Origin of the sequence: Pseudomonas helvetica (genome assembly GCF_039908645.1) — a bacterium.
Classification (GTDB): Bacteria; Pseudomonadota; Gammaproteobacteria; order Pseudomonadales; family Pseudomonadaceae; genus Aquipseudomonas; species Aquipseudomonas helvetica.
Genome location: NZ_CP150917.1, coordinates 673855 through 700776, shown reverse-complemented (window position 1 = coordinate 700776; position 26922 = coordinate 673855). Strand labels below are relative to the sequence as shown.

General features: G+C 60.5%; 20 protein-coding genes and 1 pseudogene. 18 read left to right on the top strand and 3 right to left on the bottom strand.

Features of this window, described 5'->3' with window-relative positions; all coding sequences use genetic code 11:
* Positions 1-80 precede the first annotated feature (80 nt).
* The 16 genes and pseudogenes from AABM55_RS03025 to ureC all read left to right on the top strand — a co-directional run bounded on the left by AABM55_RS03025 (position 81) and on the right by ureC (position 17344).
* Positions 81-2210 (top strand): TonB-dependent copper receptor, encoded by a 2130-nt coding sequence (locus tag AABM55_RS03025; RefSeq protein ID WP_347928784.1) that lies wholly within the window; start codon positions 81-83, stop codon positions 2208-2210.
* Between the two features lie 149 nt (positions 2211-2359).
* Entirely contained in the window at positions 2360-3742 is a 1383-nt protein-coding gene (locus tag AABM55_RS03020; protein ID WP_347928783.1) for a PepSY domain-containing protein, read from the top strand.
* Between the two features lie 225 nt (positions 3743-3967).
* Positions 3968-4750 (top strand): annotated as a pseudogene (locus AABM55_RS03015) (ABC transporter ATP-binding protein); the annotation flags it as partial.
* A 1-nt stretch (position 4751) separates the two neighbouring features.
* Positions 4752-5711: an ABC transporter substrate-binding protein gene (locus AABM55_RS03010; protein WP_347928782.1), complete on the top strand. Its 960-nt coding sequence runs from the start codon at positions 4752-4754 to the stop codon at positions 5709-5711.
* A complete protein-coding gene (locus AABM55_RS03005) occupies positions 5708-6718 on the top strand; it encodes an iron ABC transporter permease (RefSeq protein ID WP_347928781.1) in 1011 nt (336 codons plus the stop codon). The genes AABM55_RS03010 and AABM55_RS03005 overlap by 4 nt, the downstream gene beginning before the upstream one ends.
* A gap of 364 nt (positions 6719-7082) precedes the next feature.
* Positions 7083-8348 carry an urea ABC transporter substrate-binding protein gene (gene urtA / locus AABM55_RS03000; RefSeq protein WP_123583251.1) on the top strand — a complete coding sequence of 422 codons (1266 nt, stop codon included), beginning with the start codon at positions 7083-7085 and terminating at the stop codon, positions 8346-8348.
* A 132-nt stretch (positions 8349-8480) separates the two neighbouring features.
* A complete protein-coding gene (urtB, locus tag AABM55_RS02995; RefSeq protein ID WP_347928780.1) occupies positions 8481-9980 on the top strand; it encodes an urea ABC transporter permease subunit UrtB in 1500 nt (499 codons plus the stop codon).
* Positions 9980-11059 (top strand): urea ABC transporter permease subunit UrtC, encoded by a 1080-nt coding sequence (gene urtC / locus AABM55_RS02990; protein ID WP_347928779.1) that lies wholly within the window; start codon positions 9980-9982, stop codon positions 11057-11059. The genes urtB and urtC overlap by 1 nt, the downstream gene beginning before the upstream one ends.
* 23 nt (positions 11060-11082) lie before the next feature.
* The gene (urtD, locus tag AABM55_RS02985) at positions 11083-11925 is read left to right on the top strand and encodes an urea ABC transporter ATP-binding protein UrtD (RefSeq protein WP_173859976.1); all 843 of its coding nucleotides are present in this window, start codon (positions 11083-11085) and stop codon (positions 11923-11925) included.
* 143 nt (positions 11926-12068) lie between these two features.
* Positions 12069-12767, top strand: coding sequence for an urea ABC transporter ATP-binding subunit UrtE (gene urtE, locus AABM55_RS02980; RefSeq protein WP_054595415.1), 699 nt, complete (start codon positions 12069-12071; stop codon positions 12765-12767).
* 31 nt (positions 12768-12798) lie between these two features.
* A complete protein-coding gene (locus tag AABM55_RS02975) occupies positions 12799-13638 on the top strand; it encodes an urease accessory protein UreD (RefSeq protein WP_347928778.1) in 840 nt (279 codons plus the stop codon).
* Between the two features lie 142 nt (positions 13639-13780).
* Positions 13781-14083: an urease subunit gamma gene (ureA, locus tag AABM55_RS02970; protein ID WP_019693787.1), complete on the top strand. Its 303-nt coding sequence runs from the start codon at positions 13781-13783 to the stop codon at positions 14081-14083.
* 9 nt (positions 14084-14092) lie between these two features.
* Positions 14093-14626 (top strand): N-acetyltransferase family protein, encoded by a 534-nt coding sequence (locus AABM55_RS02965; protein WP_347928777.1) that lies wholly within the window; start codon positions 14093-14095, stop codon positions 14624-14626.
* Between the two features lie 6 nt (positions 14627-14632).
* A complete protein-coding gene (locus AABM55_RS02960) occupies positions 14633-15166 on the top strand; it encodes a GNAT family N-acetyltransferase (protein ID WP_347928776.1) in 534 nt (177 codons plus the stop codon).
* A complete protein-coding gene (locus AABM55_RS02955; protein ID WP_019693790.1) occupies positions 15163-15471 on the top strand; it encodes an urease subunit beta in 309 nt (102 codons plus the stop codon). Before AABM55_RS02960 ends, AABM55_RS02955 begins: the two co-directional genes overlap by 4 nt.
* A 172-nt stretch (positions 15472-15643) precedes the next feature.
* Positions 15644-17344: an urease subunit alpha gene (gene ureC / locus AABM55_RS02950; RefSeq protein ID WP_347928775.1), complete on the top strand. Its 1701-nt coding sequence runs from the start codon at positions 15644-15646 to the stop codon at positions 17342-17344.
* A gap of 114 nt (positions 17345-17458) precedes the next feature.
* Here the strand turns inward: ureC and AABM55_RS02945 are convergent, their stop codons facing one another.
* The gene (locus tag AABM55_RS02945; protein WP_347928774.1) at positions 17459-22327 is read right to left on the bottom strand and encodes a DUF6543 domain-containing protein; all 4869 of its coding nucleotides are present in this window, start codon (positions 22325-22327) and stop codon (positions 17459-17461) included.
* A gap of 251 nt (positions 22328-22578) precedes the next feature.
* Between AABM55_RS02945 and AABM55_RS02940 the strand changes: the two genes are divergently transcribed.
* On the top strand, positions 22579-23718 hold the full coding sequence (locus AABM55_RS02940; protein WP_103317014.1) for a sensor histidine kinase KdpD: 1140 nt from the start codon (positions 22579-22581) through the stop codon (positions 23716-23718).
* A 229-nt stretch (positions 23719-23947) separates the two neighbouring features.
* Here AABM55_RS02940 and AABM55_RS02935 read toward each other — a convergent pair whose 3' ends face one another.
* Positions 23948-24253, bottom strand: a complete 306-nt coding sequence (locus tag AABM55_RS02935) for a chaperone modulator CbpM (protein ID WP_103317015.1) — start codon at positions 24251-24253, stop codon at positions 23948-23950.
* Positions 24254-24276: 23 nt separating this feature from the next.
* Positions 24277-25227 (bottom strand): DnaJ C-terminal domain-containing protein, encoded by a 951-nt coding sequence (locus AABM55_RS02930; RefSeq protein WP_054598224.1) that lies wholly within the window; start codon positions 25225-25227, stop codon positions 24277-24279.
* Positions 25228-25523: 296 nt separating this feature from the next.
* Between AABM55_RS02930 and AABM55_RS02925 the strand changes: the two genes are divergently transcribed.
* Positions 25524-26798, top strand: coding sequence for an Hsp70 family protein (locus AABM55_RS02925; RefSeq protein ID WP_347928773.1), 1275 nt, complete (start codon positions 25524-25526; stop codon positions 26796-26798).
* Positions 26799-26922: the final 124 nt, after the last annotated feature.

The following is a 26922-nucleotide window of genomic DNA, read 5'->3' as shown; positions in this document are numbered from 1 at the left end:
ACTACTCATACGGCCGACTGTAGAGAACGACAGCCGCAGGCTGCTGGCCGTGTTGTTGACGACTGATTGATGGAACCTTTATGTCCAGGTTTTCTGCTGACACACGCTTGAGCGCTGCTCAGGCATTTTTCGCCCTGAACGCGCCACGCGCCCGTTTCAAACAGGCCACTGCCATTCTGTGCGGCGCCCTGCTTTCCCCGTTGGCCAACGCGGCCGAGCAATCGGTTGACCACAGCCAGCACACTGAAGAGCTGAGCCCAACGGTCATTACCGCGATCGCCCCAAGTTCGCCGCTGACCATCGTCACCAACCCCAAGGACCCGCGCCAACCGGTGCCGGCCAGCGATGGCGGCGATTACCTGAAGACCATTCCGGGGTTCGCGCTGGTTCGCAATGGCGGCACCAACGGCGATCCAGTGCTGCGCGGCATGTTCGGTTCACGGCTGAACATTCTCACCAACGGCGGCATGATCCTCGGTGCCTGCCCTGGCAGGATGGACGCCCCGACCTCCTACATCTCACCGGAAACCTACGACAAGCTGACCGTGATCAAAGGCCCGCAAACCGTACTTTGGGGACCTGGCGCTTCTGCCGGCACCATCCTGTTCGACCGCGAGCCGGAAAGCTTCGGTGAGCTGGGCACGAGGGTTAACGCCAGCCTGCTGGCCGGCTCCAACGGGCGTTTCGACAAGCTCGTCGACGCCGCTGCCGGTGGCCCACAGGGTTACATCCGGGTGATCGGCAACACCGCGCACGCCGACGATTACCGCGACGGCAACAACGACACCGTGCCGTCGCGCTACGACAAATGGAACGGCGATGTCGCCCTGGGCTGGACGCCGGATGCCGACACGCTGCTGGAGTTGACCGCCGGCAAGGGCGACGGCGAGGCACGTTCGGCCGGCCGTGGTATGGACGGTTCGCAGTTCAAGCGCGAAAGCCTGGGCCTGCGTTTCGAGAAGTCGAACCTTGGCGAAGTACTGGATAAAGTCGAAGCGCAGGTCTACTACAACTACGCCGACCATGTGATGGACAACTACACCCTGCGCACGCCATCCGGTACCGGGATGATGGCCGGTCCGATGGCCTCCAACGTCGACCGCCGCACCCTCGGTGCACGGATCAAGGCCACCTGGCGCTGGGCCGATGTGCAGTTGATCAGCGGCATCGATGCGCAAACCAACGAACACCGTCAGCGCGCCGCCATGGGCATCGACACCTATAAGGACGTGCCACGCAACAAGGATGCGGACTTCCATAACTACGGCGTTTTCAGTGAGCTGACCTGGTACGCCGCCGACCGTGATCGCCTGATCAGCGGGGCACGACTGGACCGTGCCTCGGCCAAGGATTTTCGCCAGACTATTGGCTCCGGGATGATGAGCCGACCCAACCCGACCGCCGACAAGAGCCGTGCCGATACCTTGCCAAGCGGCTTCGCGCGCTATGAGCATGATCTGGCGGAAAGCCCGACCACGCTCTATGCCGGCCTCGGCCACGCCGAACGTTTCCCGGATTACTGGGAGCTGTTCTCGCCAAAATCCGGCCCTGCCGGTTCGCTCAACGCCTTCGATTCGATCAAACCTGAAAAAACCACCCAGCTCGACTTCGGCCTGCAATACAAAACCCAGGACCTCGAAGCCTGGGCCTCGGGTTACGTCGGTGAAGTACACGACTACATCCTGTTCGATTACACCCCCGGCATGATGGGCATGACCTCTCGGGCCGAAAACATCAACGCGCGCATCATGGGCGGTGAACTCGGCGCAGCCTACAACCTCACCTCCCATTGGAAAGCCGACGCGACCCTGGCCTACGCCTGGGGCAAAGACACCACCCACGACACAGCACTGCCGCAAATGCCGCCGCTGGATGCGCGTTTCGGCCTGACCTACAGCGAAGACAACTGGAGCGCCGGCGCCTTGTGGCGAGTGGTTGCGGCGCAAAACCGCATCGAGCAGAACAAGGGCAACGTGGTCGGCAAAGACTTCGACAAGAGCCCGGGTTTCGGCGTGTTCTCGCTCAACGGCGCCTACCGGATCGACAAGCACTGGAAGGTCAGTACCGGCGTCGACAACCTGTTTGGCAAGGCTTACGCCGAGCACTTGAACCTGGCCGGCAACGCCGGGTTCGGCTACCCGGCCAATGACCCGCAAGCGATCAACGAACCAGGGCGGACGTTCTGGACCAAGGTCGATATGAGCTTCTAAAGGCATCGCGGGCAAGCCTTGCTCCTACAGATTTGTGTCGTTCATAACATTCGTGATCGACATATCTCCGTAGGAGCAAGGCTCGCCCGCGATCGGTTGCGCAGCGACCGCAAACAAACAACAAAGATCTACGCCAAGCGGAGCACCTGATGAACCAACCCAAACCGAATTTCTACAACCTGGCCTGGCGCTGGCATTTTTATGCCGGGCTGTTCGTTGCGCCGTTCATGGTGATGCTGGCCTTGACCGGTATCGTTTACCTGTTCAAACCGCAACTCGACCCACTGATGTACGGCAGCCTGCTCAATGTGCCGGGCGGCCATCACACCGTCAGTGCCGACGAGTTGCTGCGCCGTGTCAAAGAGGCTTATCCACAGGGCCAGATCAAGCAGTACCTGCCGCCGCTCAATGCCGAGCACAGTGCGCAGTTTGTCGTTAAGAATGCCGGCAGCGAGCTCAACGTCTTCATCGATCCGTATCACGCCGATATCCTCGGCGAGCAGGACGCGAAGAAAAACCTGCAAGCCATCGCCCGGGCTATTCACGGTGAGTTGATGATCGGCACCGTCGGTGATCGGCTGGTCGAACTCGCGGCTGGCTGGGGCGTGGTGCTGGTGGTTTCCGGGGTGCTCCTGTGGTGGCCACGCGGGCGAACCGGCGCGGGGATCGTGTGGCCGCGATTCAGCAGTCGCGGACGTGTGCTCTGGCGTGACCTGCACGCCGTGACCGGGTTCTGGGGCGCGGCGTTTTTGCTGGTGATGCTGCTCAGCGGCATGACCTGGACCGGCTTCTGGGGCAAGCAATACGCTGAAGTCTGGAACCGCTTCCCGGCAGCCATGTGGAATAACGTGCCGAAATCCGACCAGCAAGCCCGCAGCCTCAACACCGCAACGCGCCAGACCGTGCCCTGGGCCATGGAAAACACGCCGATGCCGATGTCCGGTGACCACGCCGAACACATGGCGCACAACGGCGGCAGCAGCGCCCCGGCGGCGCCGACCATCAGCCTGCAAGAGGTACAGGACATCGCCGTTCAACGCCAGGTCGAGCCGGGTTACAGCATCACCTTCCCGACCACCGCCAGCGGCGTGTTCACCATCGCCGTATTCGCCGACGACCCGCGCAACGACGCCACCCTGCATGTCGACCAGTACAGTGGCGAAGTGCTGGCCGACGTGCGTTGGCAGCATTACGGCAACGTCGCCCGCGCCACGGAAATGGGCGTGATGCTGCACGAAGGCAAACTGTTCGGGCCGTTCAACCAGATCGTCGTGTTGCTGATCTGCCTGATGATCCTGCTCAGCGCCGTCAGCGGTGTAGTGATCTGGTGGAAGCGCCGCCCACAAGGCAAGCTCGGTGTTCCACCGTTGCGTCATGACCTGCCGACCTGGAAAACCGGGGTGGTGATCATCCTCGCATTGGCGGTGATATTCCCGTTGGTGGGCGCTTCGCTGATCGTGGTGTGGCTGCTCGACCGCGTGCTGCTATCGCGCTTGAACCGCCAGCCTGAATCGGCCTCATCTTCATCCTGAAGACAGCGAGATGCGTGCAGCGACTGGCGCTGTAGAATGCCCGGCCAACGCACAGTTGCGGCTCTAGGACTGTTGTGGCGAGGGAGCTTGCTCCCGCTGGGTCGCGTAGCGGCCCTTAAATCAAAATCGGCACCTCCATTTGATCGTGAAACAAGCCATGGCGCCTGCTTCGCAGTCGAGCGGGAGCAAGCTCCCTCGCCACAGGGAACCATCGAAAGGAATGGCATGACCTCGCTGAACCTAACCCACCTCGCCTGGACACCGCTGGGCCATGGCCACTGTCATCACCAGTTCCAGCTGCGTGAGGCCAGCCTGCACGTGGCGGCCGGTGAGTTCGTCGGCTTGATCGGACCCAACGGCAGCGGCAAGACCAGCCTGTTGCGCTGCGCCTACCGCTTCAGCAAACCGGAGTCCGGCGAGGTGCATCTGGCCCATCACAACGTCTGGAAGCAGTCGTCGCGCTGGTGTGCGCAACGCATTGCGGTGGTGTTGCAGGAGTTCCCCGATGCCTTCGGCCTGACCGTCGAGGAAGTGGTCGCCATGGGCCGCACTCCGCACAAAGGCCTGTTCGATGGCGATACGCTGGAAGATCGCCGAATCGCCGAACAGGCACTGGAATCGGTGGGCCTCAAAGGCTTCGAAGATCACGCCTTCGCCACGCTGTCGGGCGGCGAAAAACAACGCGTCATTCTCGCCCGCGCCCTGGCTCAGCAACCGCAATTGCTGATTCTCGACGAACCGACCAACCACCTCGACCCACGCTATCAGCTCGAATTGCTGCAACTGGTCAAGCGCTTGCAGATCGGCACCCTGGCGAGCATCCACGACCTCAACCTGGCCGCGGCGTTCTGCGATCGGCTGTACGTGATCAACCACGGACGCATCGTCGCCAGCGGCACGCCAAAAGAAGTGCTGACCACCACGCTGCTGCGCGAAGTGTTCGGCGTCGAAGCGTTGATCGATGAACACCCGCTGTCCGGCTACCCCCGAATTACCTGGATAACCCAACATGACTTTGCGCACCCTGCTCCGCTCCAGCCTGTCCATCGCCCTGCTGCTGGGCAGCACCCAGGCATTCGCCGAAGCGAGCCGCTACCCGTTGACGATTCAGAGCTGCAACCGTGAAGTGACGTTCAAGGAGGCGCCAAAACATGCCCTCAGTCACGACATCAACATGACCCAGATGATGCTCGCCCTCGGCCTCAAGCCGCGGATGGTCGGCTACAGCGGGATCAGTGGCTGGAAAGCCGTGACCCCCGAGATGCAGAGCATTCTCGACGGCCTGCCGGAACTCGCCGCCAAGTACCCATCGGTGGAAACCCTGCTCAACGCCAACGTTGATTTCTTCTTCGCCGGCTGGGATTACGGCATGCGCATTGGCGGCGACCTGACCCCGCAAACCCTCGGGCCGCTGGGGATCAACGTCTATGAACTGAGCGAGTCGTGCGCCTTCGTAATGAAGCGCCCAGCGGCCAGCCTCGATGACACCTACAACGACCTGCGCAACCTCGGCAAGATCTTCGACGTACAGGATCGCGCCAACCGCTTGATCAGCGACATGCAGGCGCAAGTGGCCCAGGTTCGCAAAAACCTGCCGAGTGAAAAACCGCGGGTGTTCCTTTACGACAGCGGCGAAGACCGGGCCATGACCTCGGGCCGCCTGGGGATGCCGCAAGCGCTGATCGACGCCGCCGGCGGGCGCAACATTCTCGACGATGTCGACGCGAGCTGGACCCGGGTCAACTGGGAAAACGTGGTTGAGCGCAACCCGCAGGTGATCGTGATCGTCGACTACGGCGAAGTCAGCGCCGAGCAAAAGGAACAATTCCTGCTGAACAACAAGGCCCTGCAATCGGTGGATGCGATCAAGAACCAGCGCTTCATCGTCATCCCTTACGTGCAAGCCACACCGGGGATCGACAACGTGCTGGCGGTTGAAACCCTGGCCAAGGGTTTCCACGGCGAATGATCAATCGTCGTTATGCCTTGTTGCTGGTTGCCCTCGGCGCGCTGTTGCTGGTGTCGTGTGTGGTGTCGCTGGGCTTTGGCTCGGCACGAGTGCCGGTGGACGTGGTCTGGCGGATTCTGCTGCATCAGGCATTCGGGATTGGCGAGGTGAACTGGAGCGCCGGGCAAGAGCACATCGTCTGGCTGATTCGCGTACCGCGCATGTTGCTCGGCGCGTTGGTGGGCGCCGGGCTGGCGCTGATCGGCGCGGTGCTGCAAGCCGTCACGCGCAATCCGTTGGCCGACCCGCATTTGCTCGGCGTGACCTCCGGCGCGACCCTTGGCGCGGTAATCGTGGTGCTGCATGTGGGCGAGATCGTCGGCCTGCTGACCTTGCCGATCGCCGCGTTTATCGGTGCATTGCTGAGCATGCTGGTCGTGCTGATAATCGCCAACCGCAACGGTCGGCTGGACAGCGATCGGCTGCTGCTGTGCGGGGTGGCGGTGTCATTCGTGATGATGGCAGTCGCCAACCTGCTGCTGTTCCTTGGCGACCACCGCGCGAGTTCTGCGGTGATGTTCTGGATGCTTGGCGGCCTCGGGCTGGCGCGCTGGGAGTTGCTGGCAGTGCCGGCGGCCAGCGTGCTGCTCGGGCTGGTTTTGCTGCTGGGCATGGCCCGGCCGCTGAATGCCTTGATGGCTGGCGAGCAAACCGCTGTCACACTCGGTCTGAATGCTCGCACCGTGCGTTTACGGGTGTTTGTGATTGCGTCGTTGATGACCGGGGTGCTGGTCTCGATCAGCGGCTCCATTGGTTTTGTCGGGCTGATGGTGCCGCACATTGCGCGGCGCCTCGTCGGGGCGGAACACCGCAGATTGCTGCCGGTATGCGTGTTGCTCGGCAGTGTTTTCCTCGTTTGGGTCGACGTAGCAGCACGAACCATGATTGCACCGGAAGATCTGCCAATCGGCGTCGCCACCGCAGCCATCGGTGGCCTGTTCTTCATCGGCCTGATGCGCCGCCGCTGATCCCGCACTGGCACGATCAATTGTGGCGAGGGAGCTTGCTCCCGCTGGGCTGCGAAGCGGCCCTGAAACCTGCGACTGCGCTCCATCTGATACAACGCATGCGCCGGGCTTGCGACTGCTTCGCAGCCGAGCGGGAGCAAGCCCCCTCGCCACAGGGTCGGCGCTCGGCTCTTGCTCCAAGGTGGCGCATCACAACGCACCAGCGCGCCAGACGCGTCCCTTCATGGTGCACCACTTACCGGCGCAACCGCTCTAACACGACATTTCCTTGCCTTTCTCCGACCGGGCACAGCCCTTGCTAAAGACCCTTCAGTAGTCCGCATCTGCCAACCAAGAAAACTCATAAGTTCATGGAGATCGCACAATGAAGCGTCGCAGTTTGATCAAGGCTTTCACATTATCGGCATCGATTGCCGCGATGGGCATGACCTGGACTGTCCAGGCCGCCGAGACCATCAAGGTCGGGATCCTGCATTCGTTGTCCGGGACCATGGCGATCTCCGAAACCTCGCTCAAAGACATGGCGCTGATGACCATCGACGAGATCAACGCCAAGGGCGGGGTCAACGGCAAGATGCTCGAACCGGTGGTGGTCGATCCCGCCTCGAACTGGCCGTTGTTCGCGGAAAAGGGTCGGCAATTGCTGACCCAGGACAAGGTCGCGGTGGTGTTCGGCTGCTGGACCTCAGTGTCGCGTAAATCGGTATTGCCGGTGTTCGAAGAGCTCAACGGCCTGCTGTTCTACCCGGTGCAGTACGAAGGTGAAGAGATGTCGCCGAACGTCTTCTACACCGGTGCCGCGCCGAACCAGCAGGCGATCCCGGCAGTGGAATACCTGATGAGCGAAGAAGGCGGCAGCGCCAAGCGCTACTTCCTGCTCGGCACCGACTATGTCTACCCGCGCACCACCAACAAGATCCTGCGCTCGTTCCTGCACTCCAAAGGTGTGGCTGACAAAGACATCGAAGAGGTCTACACGCCGTTCGGCCACAGCGACTATCAAACCATCGTCGCCAACATCAAAAAATTCTCGGCGGGCGGCAAGACGGCGGTCATCTCCACGGTCAACGGCGACTCCAACGTGCCGTTCTATAAAGAGCTGGCCAACCAGGGCCTGAAAGCCACCGACGTTCCAGTCGTGGCCTTCTCGGTAGGCGAAGAAGAACTGCGCGGCATCGACACCAAACCGCTGGTGGGCAACCTCGCGGCGTGGAACTACTTCGAATCGGTGGAAAACCCGGTGAACCAGAAGTTCGTCGCCGACTGGAAAGCCTATGCCAAGAAACACAACCTGCCGGGCGCCGACAAAGCGGTGACCAACGACCCGATGGAAGCCACCTACGTCGGCATCCACATGTGGGCGCAGGCCGCCGAAAAAGCCAAGTCCACCGATGTCGACAAGGTCCGTGAAGCGTTGGCCGGCCAGACCTTCGCCGCGCCGTCGGGTTACACCCTGACCATGGACAAGACCAACCACCACCTGCACAAGCCGGTGATGATCGGCGAGATCCAGGCCGACGGTCAGTTCAACGTGGTCTGGCAGACCGAGGGTCCGATCCGCGCCCAGCCGTGGAGCCCGTTCATACCGGGTAACGACAAGAAGCCGGAGTATGCGGTGAAGAGCAACTAAGCAGCAGGAACAAGCCTCCTACAAAACCCTGCAGGAGCGAAGCTTGCTCGCGATGGCGGTTCGTCAGACACACCGCCATCGCGAGCAAGCTTTGCTCCTACGGGGTCAGCCGTCGCCTTTCAGGACGTAGCCATGTCCCTTTATCGCCTGTTTCTCGCTATTGCTTTTGTACTATTGCCAATGGTCGCCTATGCCGGGGACGCCGAAGACTTTGTTGCGGCCAATCCGGTGCAGCAAGCCAAGCTGTTGGAAACCTGGGCCGCGCAACCCGACCCGGCCCGCATCGAACTGATCAACGCCCTGCAACAAGGACAACTGAGCGTCGACGGCGAAGTCAGGATCCTGCGCCTGAACAATCGTCTGCGGGGCTTGATCGACACCGCACTGGCCAGCCACCAACTGCTCGCCGCTGACACCAAAGTGCGTTTGAGCGCCGCACAACAACTGCAAAAAAGCGCCAAACCAGCGCAACTGAAATTCCTCGACCAGCAACTGGCTGGCGAAAAAGACCCGAGCGTTCACGCCGCCCTGAGCCTGGCGTTGGCCAACCTGCAACTGGTAGACGCCGACCCGGTCGTGCGCCTCGCCGCAGTGCGTCTTCTGGGTGAAACCGGCGACCCGCTGGCCCGTACCCGTCTCGAAGGTTTGCTCCAACCCGGCGTCGAAGCCGACGCCACGGTGCACACGGCCGCCGAAACCAGCCTGGCGCAAGTCAAACGCAAACTGCTGATCGGTGAGCTCCTCGGCCAGGCCTTCAGTGGCATGTCGCTGGGCTCGATTCTGCTGCTGGCGGCCCTCGGCCTGGCGATCACTTTCGGCCTGCTTGGGGTGATCAACATGGCCCACGGCGAGATGCTGATGCTCGGGGCTTACTCCACTTACGTGGTGCAGTTGCTGTTCCAGCGCTTCGCCCCGCAAGCGATCGAGTTCTATCCGCTGATCGCTTTGCCGGTGGCATTTTTTGTCACCGCCGGCATCGGTATGGCGCTGGAGCGCACGGTGATTCGCCACCTTTACGGGCGGCCACTGGAAACCCTGCTCGCCACCTGGGGCATCAGCCTGATGTTGATACAGCTGGTGCGTTTGTTGTTCGGTGCGCAGAACGTCGAAGTGGCGAACCCGGCCTGGCTCTCGGGCGGGATTCAGGTACTGCCTAATCTGGTGCTGCCATACAACCGCATCGTGATCATCGCGTTCGCGCTGTTTGTGGTGGTGCTGACGTGGCTGCTGCTGAACAAGACCCGCCTCGGTCTGAACGTGCGCGCAGTCACCCAGAACCGCAACATGGCCGCCTGCTGCGGCGTACCCACCGGGCGTGTCGACATGCTCGCCTTCGGCCTCGGTTCGGGCATCGCCGGGCTTGGCGGCGTGGCCCTGAGTCAGGTCGGCAACGTCGGCCCGGACCTCGGCCAGAGCTACATCATCGACTCGTTCCTGGTGGTGGTGCTCGGCGGCGTTGGTCAGTTGGCCGGCAGTGTGCTCGCTGCGTTCGGCCTGGGGATTGCCAACAAGATTCTTGAACCACAAATCGGCGCCGTACTCGGCAAGATCCTGATCCTCGCGCTGATCATTCTGTTCATTCAGAAACGCCCGCAAGGACTCTTCGCACTCAAAGGACGGGTAATCGACTGATGAACCAGCCCCTGATGCTCACGGCCACGCAAAAGGCCGGCCCCAAAGTCACGATCGCAGTGGGCGCGGTGATTCTCGCGCTGTTGCTGGCGCTGCCGCTGCTGTCATTGCTGCCTGCCGACAGCACCTTTCACGTCTCGGCCTACACACTGACGCTGGCGGGCAAGATCCTTTGCTACGCCATCGTCGCCCTGGCGCTGGATCTGGTCTGGGGTTACGCCGGTTTGCTGTCCCTGGGTCATGGCCTGTTCTTCGCCCTCGGCGGCTATGCCATGGGCATGTACCTGATGCGCCAGGCATCGGGCGATGGCCTGCCGGCATTCATGACCTTCCTCTCGTGGACCGAACTACCGTGGTACTGGACCGGCACCAGCAGCTTTATCTGGGCCATGTGCCTGGTGGTGCTGGCGCCGGGTTTGCTGGCGCTGGTGTTCGGCTTCTTCGCCTTCCGTTCGCGGATCAAGGGCGTGTACTTCTCGATCATGACCCAGGCCCTGACCTTCGCCGGGATGCTGCTGTTTTTTCGCAACGAGACCGGGTTTGGCGGCAATAACGGCTTCACCAATTTCCGCACGATCCTCGGCTTCGGCATCACTGAGCCGGGCACGCGCGCGGTGCTGTTCGTCGCCACGGTGCTGCTGTTGGTGGCCAGTCTGTTCATCGGTTGGCGCCTGGCACAAAGCAAGTTCGGCCGGGTACTGACAGCCCTGCGTGATGCGGAAAACCGCCTGATGTTCTGCGGCTACGACCCTCGCGGTTTCAAGCTGTTTGTCTGGGTCTTGAGCGCTGTGTTGTGCGGTCTGGCCGGTGCGCTGTATGTGCCGCAAGTGGGGATCATCAACCCCAGCGAAATGTCGCCGACCAACTCCATCGAAGCCGCCGTGTGGGTCGCACTCGGCGGGCGCGGCACGCTGATCGGGCCGCTGCTCGGCGCGGGTGTAGTCAATGGCATGAAGAGCTGGTTCACCGTGGCCTTTCCCGAATATTGGCTGTTTTTCCTCGGCGCGCTGTTCATCGTCGTGACCTTGTACCTGCCCAAAGGCGTGATCGGTTTGCTGAAAAAAAGAGGTGACCAATGAGAATCACTGCGACAGCAGAATTCATGCTTGAACCGGTCTTTTTTCCACCGGAGCCCAACAAGGACGCCGGCAGCAGCCGCGACGCCATCGGTCTGGGGCAACGTGTCGAAAAAGGCCTGAACACCCTCCACGGCACCATCCTCACCCTTGAGGACATCAGCGTCAGCTTCGATGGTTTCAAGGCACTCAACGCCTTGAACCTGTACATCGGTGTCGGCGAACTGCGCTGCATCATCGGCCCCAACGGCGCCGGCAAAACCACGCTGATGGACGTGATCACCGGCAAGACCCGGCCCAGTCACGGCAACGCCTGGTTTGGTGAAACCCTGGACCTGACACGGATGAGCGAAGTGCAGATCGCCCAGGCCGGGATCGGCCGCAAGTTCCAGAAGCCGACGGTGTTCGAAGCCTTGAGCGTGTTTGAAAACCTTGAACTGGCGCAGAAAACCGACAAGTCGGTATGGGCCAGCCTACGGGCTCGTCTGAGTGGTGAACAAAAAGATCGCATCTGCGAGGTGCTGGAGACCATTCGCCTGACCACCTCGGTCAATCGCCCGGCCGGCCTGCTGTCGCACGGGCAGAAGCAGTTTCTGGAGATCGGCATGTTGCTGATGCAAGACCCGCAACTGTTGCTGCTCGATGAACCGGTGGCGGGCATGACCGACGCCGAAACCGAATTCACCGCCGAGCTGTTCAAAAGCCTGGCCGGCAAGCATTCGCTGATGGTGGTGGAGCACGACATGGGCTTCGTCGGTTCGATTGCCGACCACGTCACGGTGCTGCACCAGGGCAGCGTGCTGGCCGAAGGGTCGCTTGCACAGGTGCAGGACAACGAGCGGGTGATCGAGGTGTATCTCGGTAGGTAATTTGTCCTTGTAGGAGCAAGGCTTGCCCGCGATAAGGTCCGCAGGACCTTCAATACGATCTGAGATTCTACGACTGCTTCGCAGCCGATCGCGGGCAAGCCTTGCTCCTACAGGGGACGGTGTGAACCACAAGGAATTTGAACATGTTGCACGTCGACAAGCTGCACCAGTACTACGGCGGTAGCCACATCCTGCGGGGCCTGAGCTTTGAGGTGAAAGTCGGTGAAGTCACCTGCCTGCTCGGACGCAACGGTGTCGGCAAGACGACCCTGCTCAAATGCCTGATGGGTCTGTTGCCAGCCAAGGAAGGCGCGGTGAATTGGGAAGGTAAACCGATCACCTCGTTCAAGCCACATCAACGGGTTCATGCCGGCATCGCTTACGTGCCGCAAGGCCGGGAGATTTTCGGGCGGCTGACCGTGGAAGAAAACCTGCTGATGGGCCTGTCGCGCTTCCCGGGCTCCGAGGCCAGGGAAGTCCCGGCCTTCATCTATGAGCTGTTCCCGGTCTTGCTGCAAATGAAGCAACGCCGCGGTGGCGACTTGTCGGGCGGCCAGCAACAACAATTGGCCATCGGTCGCGCACTGGCCAGTCGGCCACGCTTGCTGATCCTCGACGAACCTACCGAAGGCATTCAACCGTCGGTGATCAAGGAGATTGGCGCGGTGATCAAAAAGCTCGCCGCACGAGGTGACATGGCGATCCTGCTGGTCGAGCAGTTCTACGACTTCGCCGCCGAGCTGGCCGATCAGTACCTGGTGATGTCCCGGGGCGAGATCGTCCAGCAAGGACGCGGAGAAAATATGGAAGCCGAGGGTGTGCGCGGGCTGGTTACGATCTAGTCTGTAGCGTCCTGACGATAACTAAAAATATATGACTGCTCTTGCGCAAAACGCACTGTTCACGCCCAGTTGGCACGCCGAGCTGGAGCTCGGCTACGCCCGCTTCGGCGACAGCACGCGCCCGGTCCTGCGTCGCCACAAAGGCCCGCTGCGGGTGCAAAAACACCTGTACGCCGAAGGCCCCGAGGTGTGCCAGCACATCATCGTTCACCCGCCCGGCGGCATTGCCGGTGGTGATCGGCTGGACATTACGGCCTGCGTCGGTGCTGACGCCTGGGCACAGTTGACCAGCCCCGGTGCCGCCAAGTGGTATCGCGCTGCCGGGCCAGCCTATCAACGGCTCGACTTGAACGTCGCCGCCGGTGCCACGCTGGAATGGCTGCCGCAGGAAACCATCGTGTTCAGCGCCGCCCAGGCTGAGCTCAGCACTTCGATTGAACTGCAAGGTGACGCCCGGCTGTTCTATTGGGACGTGGTGGCGCTGGGTCGCCCCGCCAGCGGCGAACGTTTCGAGCTCGGGCACTTTCAGTCACAGCTGGAAATCCGCCGCGACGGCCAGTTGCTCTGGCACGAACGCCAGCGCATTGTCGGGAATGACGGCTTGCTTGATTCGCCGATAGGGCTGGATGGCCAGCCGGTGTTTGCGACGTTGCTGGTGACGGGTGAAATCGATAGCGATTTACTGGAGACCTGTCGCTCGCTGCCCAATGACGTGCGCGGGGATCTGACGCAACTGCCGGGGCTGTTAGTCGCCCGTTGCCTGGCCAGTGAAGCGCTGTTGGCGCGAGGTTGGCTGATTGATTTGTGGAAGTTGCTGCGCCCGGCCCTGCTCGGCCGCGAAGCAGTCCCCCCCAGAATCTGGAGCACCTGAACACACATACCTGTAGGAGCAAGGCTTGCCCGCGATGGGGGCCGCGCGGTTCGACTGGAAGACCGCGTAATCGTTCATCGCGGGCAAGCCTTGCTCCTACAGATCGAGTGAATTTTTAACTGCCCAATACGGATTTTTAACGATGGACCTGACCCCACGCGAAAAAGACAAGCTGCTGATCTTCACCGCCGGCCTGGTCGCTGAGCGGCGTTTGGCCCGTGGCGTGAAACTCAATTACCCGGAAGCGATGGCCTACATCTCCGCGGCGCTGCTCGAAGGCGCGCGTGACGGCCAGACGGTCGCCGAACTGATGCACTACGGCACCACCCTGCTGAACCGCGAGCAAGTGATGGAAGGCATCCCGGAAATGATCCCGGAGATCCAGGTCGAGGCGACCTTTCCCGACGGCACCAAACTGGTCACCGTCCACCAACCCATCGTCTGAGGCTGCGCCATGACTTATCACATTCGTGATGCCGTATACGCCGACCTGCCGGCGATCCGCGACATCTACAACGACGCTGTCCTCAATACGACCGCGATCTGGAACGAACAAGCCGTCGACCTCGCTAACCGCCAGGCCTGGTTCAGCACCCGGCAATCCCAGGGCTACCCTGTTCTGGTGATTGTCGACGCCGACAACAGCGTGCTCGGTTATGCCTCATTCGGCGACTGGCGGCCGTTCGACGGTTTCCGCCATACCGTCGAACATTCGGTGTACGTGCGCAGCGATCAGCGCGGCAACGGCCTCGGCCCACAGCTGATGGAAGTACTGATCGAACGCGCCAGGGACTGCAATAAACACGTGATGGTCGCCGCCATCGAAAGCGCTAACGCCGCCTCGATTCGCCTGCACGAACGGGTCGGTTTCATCACCACCGGGCACATGCCGCAAGTCGGTACCAAGTTCGGCCGTTGGCTCGACCTGACCTTCATGCAGCTGATCCTCAATCCGGGCGCGGAGCCGCCCGTCGCCAACAAGGAGTGATATGTCATGAACACTGCCCAACTGCGACGCGTGAACACCGAAAGCTTTGCGCACTACCGTCAGGGCTTGATCGATTTGCTGTTTGACGCCGTGCAGCACGGCGCCTCGATCGGCTTCATGGCCGACCTTGATGATGCCCAGGCCCGCGCCTACATCAACAGTGTCCAGGCCGGGCTCGAGGACGGCAGTCTGTTGCTGTGGGTAGTGGTTCACGATGAAAAGGTCCTGGCCAGCGTGCAACTGGCCCTGTGCCAGAAAGCCAACGGCCGCAATCGCGCCGAAGTGCAAAAGCTGCAGGTGCGCCATGACACGCGGCGACGCGGCCTGGCGCAACAACTGATGAATGCTGTGGAGCTTGCTGCGCGCCAGCACAAACGTGGCCTGCTGTACCTCGACACCGAAGCCGGCTCAGCGGCCGAAGCGTTCTATCAGTCCCTGGGCTACATCCGTGTCGGCGAGTTGCCCAACTACTGCCAAAGCCCGGACGGTCGCTACACCCCGACCGCCATCTACTACAAGACTCTGGGACAACCCGAATGATTCCTGGCGAATATCAGATCAAGCAAGGCGACATCGAGCTCAACGCTGGCCGTCGCACCCTGAGCCTGACCGTGGCCAACAGCGGCGACCGGCCGATTCAGGTCGGTTCGCACTACCACTTTTTCGAAACCAACGACGCCCTGACGTTCGACCGCGCCGCCAGCCGTGGCATGCGCCTGAACATCCCGGCCGGCACCGCCGTGCGCTTCGAACCGGGACAGAGCCGCGAGGTCGAGCTGGTGGACTTGGCCGGGCATCGCCGGGTGTTCGGGTTCGCCGGCAGGATCATGGGCGACCTCGACTAACATCTGCGGAGCGCCCAAAAGATCGCGGCCTCGCGTTGCTCGACAGCTCCTACAGGGGCCGAGAGCAGCCAGAAAGTTGCGTGAACACCCGTAGGAGCTGTCGAGCAGCGCGAGGCTGCGATAGCGAGCTACGCGAGCGGTCCCAAACCCAATTGAATCCCAAGGCATGCGCATGAAGATTTCAAGACAAGCCTACGCCGACATGTTCGGCCCCACCGTCGGTGACAAGGTTCGCCTGGCCGACACCGAGCTGTGGATCGAAGTCGAAAAAGACTTCACCACCTACGGTGAAGAAGTGAAGTTCGGCGGCGGCAAAGTGATCCGCGATGGCCAGGGTCAGAGCCAGTTACTGGCGGCGGAAGTGGTCGACACGCTGATCACCAACGCGCTGATCATCGACCATTGGGGCATCGTCAAAGCCGACGTCGGCCTCAAGGATGGGCGCATTGCGGCCATCGGCAAAGCCGGTAACCCGGACGTCCAGCCGAACGTCACCATCGCGGTCGGCGCCAGCACCGAAGTGATCGCCGGCGAGGGGATGATCCTCACGGCGGGCGGTGTCGACACGCACATCCACTTCATCTGCCCGCAGCAGATCGAAGAAGCATTGATGAGCGGCGTCACCACCATGATCGGCGGCGGTACGGGACCGGCGACGGGCACCAACGCCACCACCTGCACCTCCGGCCCTTGGCACTTGGCGCGGATGCTACAAGCGGCGGATGCCTTCCCGATGAACATCGGCCTCACGGGCAAGGGCAACGCCAGCCTGCCGGAGCCGCTGATCGAACAGGTCAAGGCCGGGGCTATCGGCCTCAAGCTGCACGAGGACTGGGGCACCACGCCGGCGAGCATCGACAACTGCCTGAACGTCGCCGACCAGTTCGACGTACAGGTGGCGATCCACACCGACACCCTCAACGAATCCGGCTTCGTCGAAACCACCCTCGCCGCCTTCAAGGGCCGGACCATCCACACCTACCACACCGAAGGGGCCGGTGGCGGCCACGCGCCGGACATCATCAAGGCCTGCGGTTTCGCCAACGTGCTGCCGAGCTCGACCAACCCGACCCGGCCATTCACCCGCAACACCATCGACGAACACCTCGACATGCTGATGGTCTGTCACCACCTGGACCCGAGCATTGCCGAGGACGTGGCCTTCGCCGAAAGCCGTATCCGCCGCGAGACGATTGCAGCCGAAGACATCCTTCACGACCTCGGCGCATTCTCGATGATCAGCTCCGACAGCCAGGCCATGGGCCGCGTCGGTGAAGTCATCACCCGCACCTGGCAGACCGCCGACAAGATGAAAAAACAGCGTGGCGCACTGGCAGGTGATGGCGAGGGCAACGATAACTTCCGTGTCAAACGCTACATCGCCAAGTACACCATCAACCCGGCCATCACTCACGGCATCAGCCATGAAGTGGGCTCGATCGAAGTGGGTAAATGGGCCGACCTGGTGCTCTGGCGCCCGGCATTTTTCGGGGTCAAACCGACGCTGATCCTCAAGGGCGGCGCGATTGCGGCCAGTCTGATGGGTGACGCCAACGCTTCGATTCCGACGCCGCAACCGGTGCATTACCGCCCGATGTTTGCCAGCTACGGCGGCTCGCTACATGCCACCAGCCTGACGTTTATCAGCCAGGCTGCGCAGGAGGCAGGTCTGCCTGAGGCGCTGGGTTTAAAGAAGAAAATCGCAGTGGTCAAAGGGTGCCGCGAGGTACAGAAAACTGATCTGATCCACAACGATTACCTGCCGAAGATCGACGTCGATCCGCAGACCTATCAGGTCAAGGCTGACGGCGTACTGCTGTGGTGCGAACCGGCGGATGTGTTGCCGATGGCCCAGCGGTATTTTCTGTTTTGATTTCCAGTCAGGCATAAAAAACCCGGCACGAAGGGCGTCAATCTTCGTGCCGGGATGGCTGTAATGTCAGGTCAATCAGTTGCTCGGTTCAACCGTAAAGGGTATCTCCACCCTTTACAGCTTCGCCCGATCCATCGCCTGTTGGGTCAGGGTTTTGAGCAGTGTCTTCATTTCGTTATAGATCAAGTCCAGCTCGGCGGAATAGGCCTCGTGAGTCATGATCTGTCCTGGGGCAATCCCGCTTTCCGGTTTGCCCAGCTCTGCGGCGAGTACCCTCAGCTCCTCTTTCAGGCCGGCCTTTGCCTCAAGCGAAAGATCCTGTTCGGTCGCGCGCTTATCAAGCGCCATGAAAAACTCCGTCGTTGCATCGATTCGACGCCTGAACACCTTGAACGCGCGACGATTCGAGCCCTGGACGTAAGACGCCCAAAATGGCTGTTCAACGATGGAATCACGCAGCAAATCGCCGGCCTCCAGATCCAATACCCGCCGATAGGCATCTTCGATCATCTCAGACGTGACGCCCGTGTGCGTGCGGAACTGCAGATCACGGGATTGCCAAGGCAGATCCAGTCGCTCGGCCAGGTCCGTCATGTAGCCCAGATGTACCTGGACCTCATCGATGCTCCCCGAAACATCGCCATTGGCATCGATCACCATGTATCGTTCACCGCCCGCCAGTCGTTTGGCGACCACTTGGTGGGCAATCCGGCTCAACTCATCCAGACGGGATTTGCCTCTGGCAAGCTGCACCAGTTCAGCCTCCACCAGGCTTGGACTCCCCAGCGCATAAGCTTCGTGGATCAGCACCTCCACACCCATTGAATTGAACAACTGGGCCCCGGCATCCACACAGTTGGTAGCCTCGTCCCTGCCCATGACAAAAAGGTTGCGCCGCAACTCACTGTCCTTGGACATCGCATCCAGCATTCGCCAGACCTTGCTCGTCATGTCCACTCTGAATGCGTTGTCGTTCTGGAAATGGCTGGACTCAGTGAGCTTCCTGATCTTATTGAAAAAAGGCTCCGAACCGAATTCGTCCTCCACGCTGTTCCATATCTCCTGTTTGGCGACCCAATCTCGTCGCGTCAGGCCTGCCTCCCAATCAAGGCTGTCGCGCACACCACGAGGCGGATACGGACGATCGGGGTCCAGGCCGACGGACCTGATGTAGTTTCTGAGCGTGTTCAGAGTATCGGCCGACATCCACTGCCGTTCCCGGCTCACTACCGTCCGAGCCAACATCTCCGCCCCGACAGAGCCGGGCGTAGCCCGAGGGATGACCGTCAGTTCATTGCGCTGAAGATTCAAGTAAAAATGCCGGAATCGGGATTGAGAAAACAATCCGTCCGGCCAGGTATCAATACCCGTCTCACCCAGCAATACCGTATGCAGCAGGCGCATGCCGCCGATATCCGGCACTCGACCCAACGGGTTTCCCTGAAGATCCAGACTTTGAAGCCGGGTAAGCCATCTCAAATACGTAGCGCCCTGCGCATCCAGCACTATCCGGTTATCGCCGAGGAACAACTCCGTCAGCCCTACCATTCGTCCCACCGAAGGAGGAAATTGCGTGAGCCGGTTGCGGGTGAGATTCAGCGAACGCAGGCGCGGAAAATGATCAAGAAAGGTGACGTGTGCGTCGGTCATCTCAGTGCCCAGCAAGTTCAGGCTGGTCACGTGCTGAAAATCGGCTTCCAGAGGGGGCATGGTTCCCAAGTGTCGACCCATGGGCATATTTGAGAGGTCAAGCAATGTCCCCAGATTCTCTAAAGTGTCCACATCCCTGGGCCCGGTTTGCTGCCAGCACTGACGAATGGCCTTGTAAAGTGAGTTTCTTGACTGCCATTCGGCAACGCCGGCAGGGCTGAACCTGTACGCTTCGGTCGGCGAATTCAGCCAGCGCTGGAAGTTGGTATTGAGGCGGTTGAATTCCGCTTCCAGCGCGCTGGCCCGCAGCTCCGGGTCAGCCTCGTCGCCTGCACCGTCCAGATAAGCCTGGGCTTGCTCCTCCGTCCAGCCCGGCCGCACGCTCCTGACGCGTTCCTGCAACGTCAGGCGTCCGGTGAGCCGTCGAATGCCTTGAGGAAGTGGCATTCCACCGAGCAGCTTCATCGTCTCGGGATCATAGGCAGGCTTGCGCAGTGGGCTGTCCGCCAGCATCGGGCGCAGTTGGTCACGCGCCAATGGTGCATTTTGAACGGTGTGCTTGAGTGTCGCGCCTTGATTGATTTCAAAACCCAGTGCTTTGCGTTCAGCGTCAGGCAGGGCATGCAATACCGAAGAAAACAGGTCATCCGCGCCGTGCAGATGGTTGTCCTCGGCATCCCGCACTTCATAACCGTTCTCCGTGCTGACCAGGACTTTGCGCAGATCCGCTTCTTCTGGGCCAATGCTGTCGCGCAGACGGCCAGTGAAAGAATGCTCGCGAATCTCGATGCGCACCTCCTGCGGCCAGTTCGGCAAGCTTTCCAGGCTATGCAGTGCCAGTTTTTCCGTATCCGGCGCCTGCAGTGAATCAAGGAACAGCCCTTCATAGGCACGCGCCAGACGCACCTCCAGCGAGGCGGCGCGCGCCTGTTGCCTGAGGTGCAAGCCAATACGCCTTTGCTCGGCCAGCACTCGCAAGTCAGCCGGATCAGCGGCGCTCAGCAGCTCGTCTGCCATGTTGGCAGGCAATTGCGCAAAGGTGTCCTGAAGCGTCCTGGCGTCGGCAATGTTTGACTGGTCGTTCTCAGGCAGTTTCCCCGTTTCCGACCACGCCTTGAACCGGTTGAGGGTGTCGACCAGCAACGCGGGCGGCGCTTCGTTTTCGACATGCAGCCGACGCAACACATCTTCTTCGATACCACTGGTGATACGGATGCGTTCAAGCATTGCATCATCGAACGCTTCTGACTTCGCCCCCAGCCCACGCATGAGCTCGGCCGAGGTCCACTCGACAGGGCGGTCGAGTTCGGTGTGCCAGGTACCGGCGCCATCGTGGTCAAGCTTTGGCTGGTAAGCTGCGGGCCGGTCCGGATGCAGCATCCTTGGCTCGCCGGTCAGTGGATCGTCCTGCACCGCGAAGTATTTGCCGTCGCGCGGCAGCAATTCCTTATCGCCGTGCGCGTGAAGGCCTCGCTCGTTGGGCGTCGAGTCGGAACTCAAACTGACTTGATGCTCATACGGGCTCAAGTCCGGGTTCCAGAGGCGGGTGGTGCCGTCAGCGAGTACGACCGGCTTCAACTGGTCGACAAATGCCGAAGGCTTGATCGCGGCCGCTGCGCCCGTCGGCAACACATGCCCTGCTCCCATGATTGCCAACTGGGCCGCATTGATCAGGACGCCGGTCAACAATGCCGCCGCTTCGTCCTTGTCGCCCTTGCTCCAGTCTTCGATGCCCTCCATGGTTTCAAGCAGCATTTGCCCGATCATGATGCCAAGCATGGCTTCTCCCAGGCCCGGCACCAGCATCGCGCCGAAGTTGAATACGTTCCAGCCGATGCTTACGTAGCTGCTCAATCGCGCCCAACGGGCGTTGGCATCTTCATCGCCAGTAGGAACGGCAATGTGCCGCGAATCCGCGATGGCCTTATCGCACCGCCATCGGCCGAGCGCCGGCCAGAGCAAACCGTCAATCAGGTTGGTGACCGGCTCGGCATCGGGGTTCTCCACCGCAGTCTCTCGCCACCACGGCCCCATGCTCAACGGTTCGCGCTGTTGCCAGGTGAAGGTGCTAAAGCGCTCTTTGACGCGAGTGAAAAACTGTCCTTTGTCTTTTTGCGGTACGAAGCGGCTGAAAAATTGTTGGTAGTCCGAGGAGCGCAACTGGCTCGTCAGCTCCTTCATGAAATCGGTGAAGGATTTATATTCCTTGAGAGGATGCTCAGGATCGTCGGGCACATAAGCGATCAAGGCACCGTCGAGCCGACTTTGATTATCGATATCTTCGCGGCGCAGCATCTCATCGACGGCACCGCTGGGACCGTTGGCAAAAAAGGCTTTGAGAAACTTGAACTGGTCAAATTCCTGCCCGGGCAAAATGAGCAGTTTGCGTGCCCAATCCATCATTATTCGTTGATGTGTCGGCTCCAGGGCGTCGTAAATCTTTTTGATTTTCGTTGGATCTGCCACGGCACTGAACAACACGATACCCGACAGTTTCACGCCCATAAGGGACAGTCGATGAGACTGTAACGGGCGCTTGCCCATCGTGATGTTTGTCTGGTTGTCCCGCAGTTTCTGCAACTTGCCGTACGCATAAGAAGTGATATCGCCCTTCAAATATGCAATCAGCGCCGACTCATTGAACGCAGCTTTTTCGGTCCCGATGAAGTGTTGCTCAAGTGAGGCCTTTGCACCTGCCGCCGCAGGGGCCAGCAACCCTGTGATGTGCCGCTGATACTGCGCACCGAGATCCAGCTCCCGACAAAGGCTCGCAAAACTTTCGATAGTCAACGAATGACGTTGCAGCTCACCTTCGGCATCGGTGGTGAAAATTCCCGAGCCATCGCGAAAGGCGCCGGCACGGGTTTCAGCGTCCTCAAAGTTATGCAGCGCAGCCTCCAGCAACGTTGACTCCCTGAGCCGGCTGGCATTGTTGTCGATGCCAAACCCCAGCAGGGCTGGCACGTAAAGCCGAACCGTCGTGGCCCGCACATCCAGTTCCAGGCTCAGCTTTTCTTGCAGGGCCTGAATGAGCAAGGGCTCTGCGAACTCGTTGATGTCCTTTTTCAGATCACCCAGCGTGTCATCCAGATTGCCTTGCAATCGCCAGCGCTCGTTGCCGAGTTCCTTGAGGTATTGACGGTCAATGGCGCTTGCCTTGACGTACCACTCAGGGAAATCGACTGCCTGGGTTGCCGTCGCTACACGTTTAGACAGAGTAGGGCTTTTTATAAGCGCTGGAACGTTGGTTGCCAGGTAACTCAAATACCGATTGTCGCCTGCCGGATTATTGGCAGAAATATCCGACACAGATCCTTCTGATGATTCATTCATTTTCGCAACTGTCCCTGTGCGTTCATAAGAACGACCAGCTTATTCAATACCTCAGATAACAAAAGATTAAATAACTGCTGTAAAACCAGCATAAACGCCCAATAACATTAAACTTCAGAACCTGAAAAACAATTAAATACCACCCCGACAACCGCAGTGGCTGATTCTGCTCGTCAACGGTAGTTTTGACCCGGTCTTAAAGGCGCTAAAATGCGAGACCGTCAAGCGCTTACTGCGTGGAGCCTTCGACCATGCGTCTATCCGAATTCATCGTGACTCACGTCGAGCGTATCGTCGACGAATGGGAGCTGTTCGCCCGAACCATAGCCCCCGACCCTGATTCCATGGACCGGACGCTCCTGCGCGACCACGCCACATTGATCCTGCTGGCCGCTTCCCGCGACATGAAGACCGCCCAGACCGGCCTCGAACAAGCGGCCAAGGCCAGGGGCGAAGGCCCGGAAAAAACACCAAGCCTGGACAAGGCCGCGGCCAGTCATGGCGAGCTTCGGCATAACGTGGGGTTTGATCTGGTGCAGATGACCTCTGAGTTCCGGCATTTGCGGGCCAGCGTGATTCGCCTGTGGGTCAACAGCCTGGAGTCGCCGGACGTGGTGTACATGCAGGACATGATCCGTTTCAACGAAGCCATCGACGAAGCCCTGGCCGAGTCCACCGCAGCGTACGCCGAGCAGGTCAATCGTTCACGGGACATCTTCCTGGCCATTCTGGGCCATGATCTGCGCACCCCCTTGCAGGCTGTGAACATGTCCACCGAGATGCTGCTACGCAAGGCCAAACTGGACACCGACGCCCAGACCTATGTGACAAGCATCAAGAGCAGTGCCCGGCACATGGCGGCGATGGTCAGCGACTTGCTGGAGCTGGTACGTAGCCGGCTGGGCAGCAGCCTGCCGATCGAACCGGCACCGATGGACCTGGCCGCCGCCGCAAAAGCTGCGCTGGACGAAGCCGGCGCCGGGCAGCCGGACTGCAACTCACAACTGATCGTCGAAGGCGACACCCATGGTATCTGGGACCGCACGCGCCTCAGCCAACTGCTGCAAAACCTTGTCGGTAATGCCTTGCAGCACGGGGCCAATCGACACCCAGTGACGCTGAGAATCATTGGAGAAAAAGATCAGGTGACGCTGACCATGCACAACCATGGCGAGCCGATTCCCGCCGAGGCACTGCCGACGATATTCGACCCACTGGTGCGCAGCGCCAGCGAAGAACTCACCGGCCCCTCTACCAGCCTTGGGCTCGGTTTGTTCATCGTCAAACAGGTGGTGGACGCCCACCAAGGCACGATCGAAGTCAGCTCCAGCGAGGCCGAGGGCACGACGTTCAGCGTAGTGTTGCCGAGAGTGTCGCGGGTGGTTTTGTAGTGGTGGACGTGAGTGAAGACCACGACTGTGGCGAGGGAGCTTGCTCCCGCTCGGCCGCGAAGCGGTCGTAATCCAGCAATCGCTTTCCATCTGAATACTCGCGGCGGCCGATATTAAGGTCGCTACGCCCGAACGCGGACCGACCCGCGGGAGCAAGCTCCCTCGCCACAGAAGCCCCCTCGCCACAGGTTCGGGGCTTGTCCCCTAACCAGGCTGCTACGAGATGGGGCTATTCGACCAGCAACCGCCCCAACCGCTGCCTGAGCATGCGATTCTCGGCGCGTAGTTGCTGCACTTCTTCAAGCAGGTCGAGCGCCAGGGCGACGCCTTCCCATTCCAGATCCAGGTCACGCCGTAACTTGGCGGCACGCTTGGCGACCGCCAGTTCATAGTCGTTGAAACGCCAATCCTTGGGCTGCGCGCCCTGAGGTTCGAGGATGCCGTGTTCGACGATTTCGATCACGTAGACGTCCGGTAAATCGGTCGCCTCACAGAACTCTGCCATGTCCAGTTGAACGATCAGGGGGTTGCTCATGATTGGCTACTCCTTCTCTTGACTCAAAAATGCTCCCGCGGATTGAAAGCGGCTTTCTTCGCCAGCTCCTGCCACAACGCTTTGACGTCATCGTCGATATGTTTGGGCATTACCGCCTTGAGCTGCACGAACAGGTAACCGCGCTGCCCGGCCTTGTTCAGCAGGCCGTGGCCTTTGGCGCGCATGCGCTGGCCGTTCTGGCTGCCGGCTGGAACTTTCAGGTTGATCTTGCCGGTCAGGGTCGGCACCGCGACCTCTGCACCCAGCGCCAGCTCCCACGGGGCCAGCGGCAAGGTGATGATCAGGTTTTCACCTTCAACGTCGTATTTCGGGTGCGGCGCAAAACGAATGGTCAGGTACAGGTCGCCATTGGCGCCGCCACCGACACCCGGTGCGCCCTGGCCCTTGAGTCGAATGCGCTCACCATCGGTGACACCCGCCGGAATCTTCACGTTCAGGCTTTTGCTGGTATTGCTGACGTGCTGGCCGGCCGCGTTGTACTGAGGCACCTGGAAGCTGACCTTCTTCGATTCGGTCGACAGGGTTTCTTCCAGAAAAACCGGTAATTCCATTTCCACGTCTTGCCCTCGACGACCGGCACTGCGACCAGACTGTCCACCCCCGAAACCCGGGCCACGGTTACCAAAAATCGAACTGAAGAAGTCCGAAAAATCGCCACTGTCCTGACCGCCGCCAAAACCACCCGCACCACCACGGCCCTGCCAACCCGGCGGGCCCTGGAACGGTTGTCCGTGCTGGCCGTATTTGCGCAAGTCATCGTATTCGGCGCGCTTGTCGGCGCTTTTCAGCGCTTCATAGGCTTCCGAGACATCCTTGAACTTGGCCTCGGCGTCCTTTTCCTTGCTGACGTCAGGGTGGTATTTGCGCGCCAGCTTGCGATAGGCGGCCTTGATCGCCTTGTCGTCAGCGGTCGGCTCCACACCGAGAATCTTGTAATAGTCTTTGAAGTCCATCGAGGGAATCACCATCCGTTATCGATATCGCGCAGCCAGGCACAGCATGCACTGATTGGCTGCCGCAGGCTTGACCGATCTCAAGAATCTGATCGGGCAGCACATCTGAAGTTTATCGGCAGCCGGGGCGGATCACTTGATCACAGGGTGGCTGCCACGCCATGTCCGTATGTTTGGGGAACAAGGATAGTCTTTCAAGTGAGCGATGACCTTGAATTTAGCGGATAGTCGGCCTTCGATTCTGCGCCGCTCTGACATACACTGCGCGGCCGTTTTTTAACCGGAACCTGAAAGACATGAAAAACGCATCTCCAGCCCGTGCCTGCGGTATCGACTTTGGCACGTCCAACTCCACTGTCGGCTGGCTGCGCCCTGGCATGGAAACGCTGATCGCGCTGGAGGACGACAAAATCACCCTGCCGTCGGTGGTCTTCTTCAACATGGAAGAACGCCGCCCGGTGTACGGCCGGCTGGCGCTGCACGAGTATCTGGAAGGCTACGAAGGCCGCTTGATGCGCTCGCTCAAAAGCCTGCTGGGCTCCAAGCTGATCAAGCACGACACCAGCGTCCTGGGCACGGCAATGCCGTTCAAGGACCTGCTCGGGCTGTTCATCGGCCAGCTGAAGAAGCGTGCCGAGACCGCCGCCGGTCGAGAATTCGAAGAAGTGGTGCTGGGGCGTCCGGTATTTTTCGTCGATGACGATGAAATGGCCGACCAGGAAGCCGAAAACACCCTTGTGGACGTAGCCCGCGCCATCGGTTTCAAGGACGTCTCGTTCCAGTACGAACCGATTGCCGCAGCGTTCGACTATGAGTCGACCATCGAAAAGGAAGAGCTGGTGCTGATCGTCGACATCGGCGGGGGCACGTCGGACTTCTCCCTGGTGCGCCTGTCGCCTGAGCGACGCGGCCACGACAACCGTCACGACGACATCCTCGCCACCGGCGGCGTGCACATCGGCGGGACCGATTTCGACAAGCAACTGAGCCTCCAGGGCCTGATGCCGTTGTTCGGCTACGGCAGCCGGATGAAAAGTGGCGCCTACATGCCCACCAGCCACCACATGAACCTGGCGACCTGGCACACCATCAACTCGGTGTACTCGCAGAAATCGACCCTGGCGTTGGGCAGCATGCGCTACGACATCGAAGACACCAGCGGTATCGATCGCCTGTTCAAGCTGATCGACCAGCGCGCCGGGCACTGGCTGGCAATGGAAGTGGAAGAAACCAAGATCCAGCTGACCCATGCCGACAGTCGCCACGTACCACTGGACCGGATCGAACCGGGTTTGAGTGTCGAATTGAGCCGGGCGCTATTCGAATCGGCCATCGATAACCTGCTGGAACGGGTGCGCAACAGCGTGAGCCAATTGCTCAACGATGCCAATGTGCGCGTCGACCAGGTGGATACGGTGTTCTTTACCGGTGGTTCGAGCGGGATTCCGGCGCTGCGTAACAGCGTGTCGGCGATGCTGCCGAACGCGCAGCATGTTGAAGGGAATATCTTCGGCAGCATCGGCAGCGGTCTGGCGATCGAGGCGATGAAGCGTTACGGCACCCTGGCCTGACGCAACCCCTGTGGCGAGGGAGCTTGCTCCCGCTGGACTGCGTAGCAGTCCCCTCTTTTTCGGGATAAGGGGCCGCTTCGCGGCCCAGCGGGAGCAAGCTCCCTCGCCACAAGTAGATCAACTC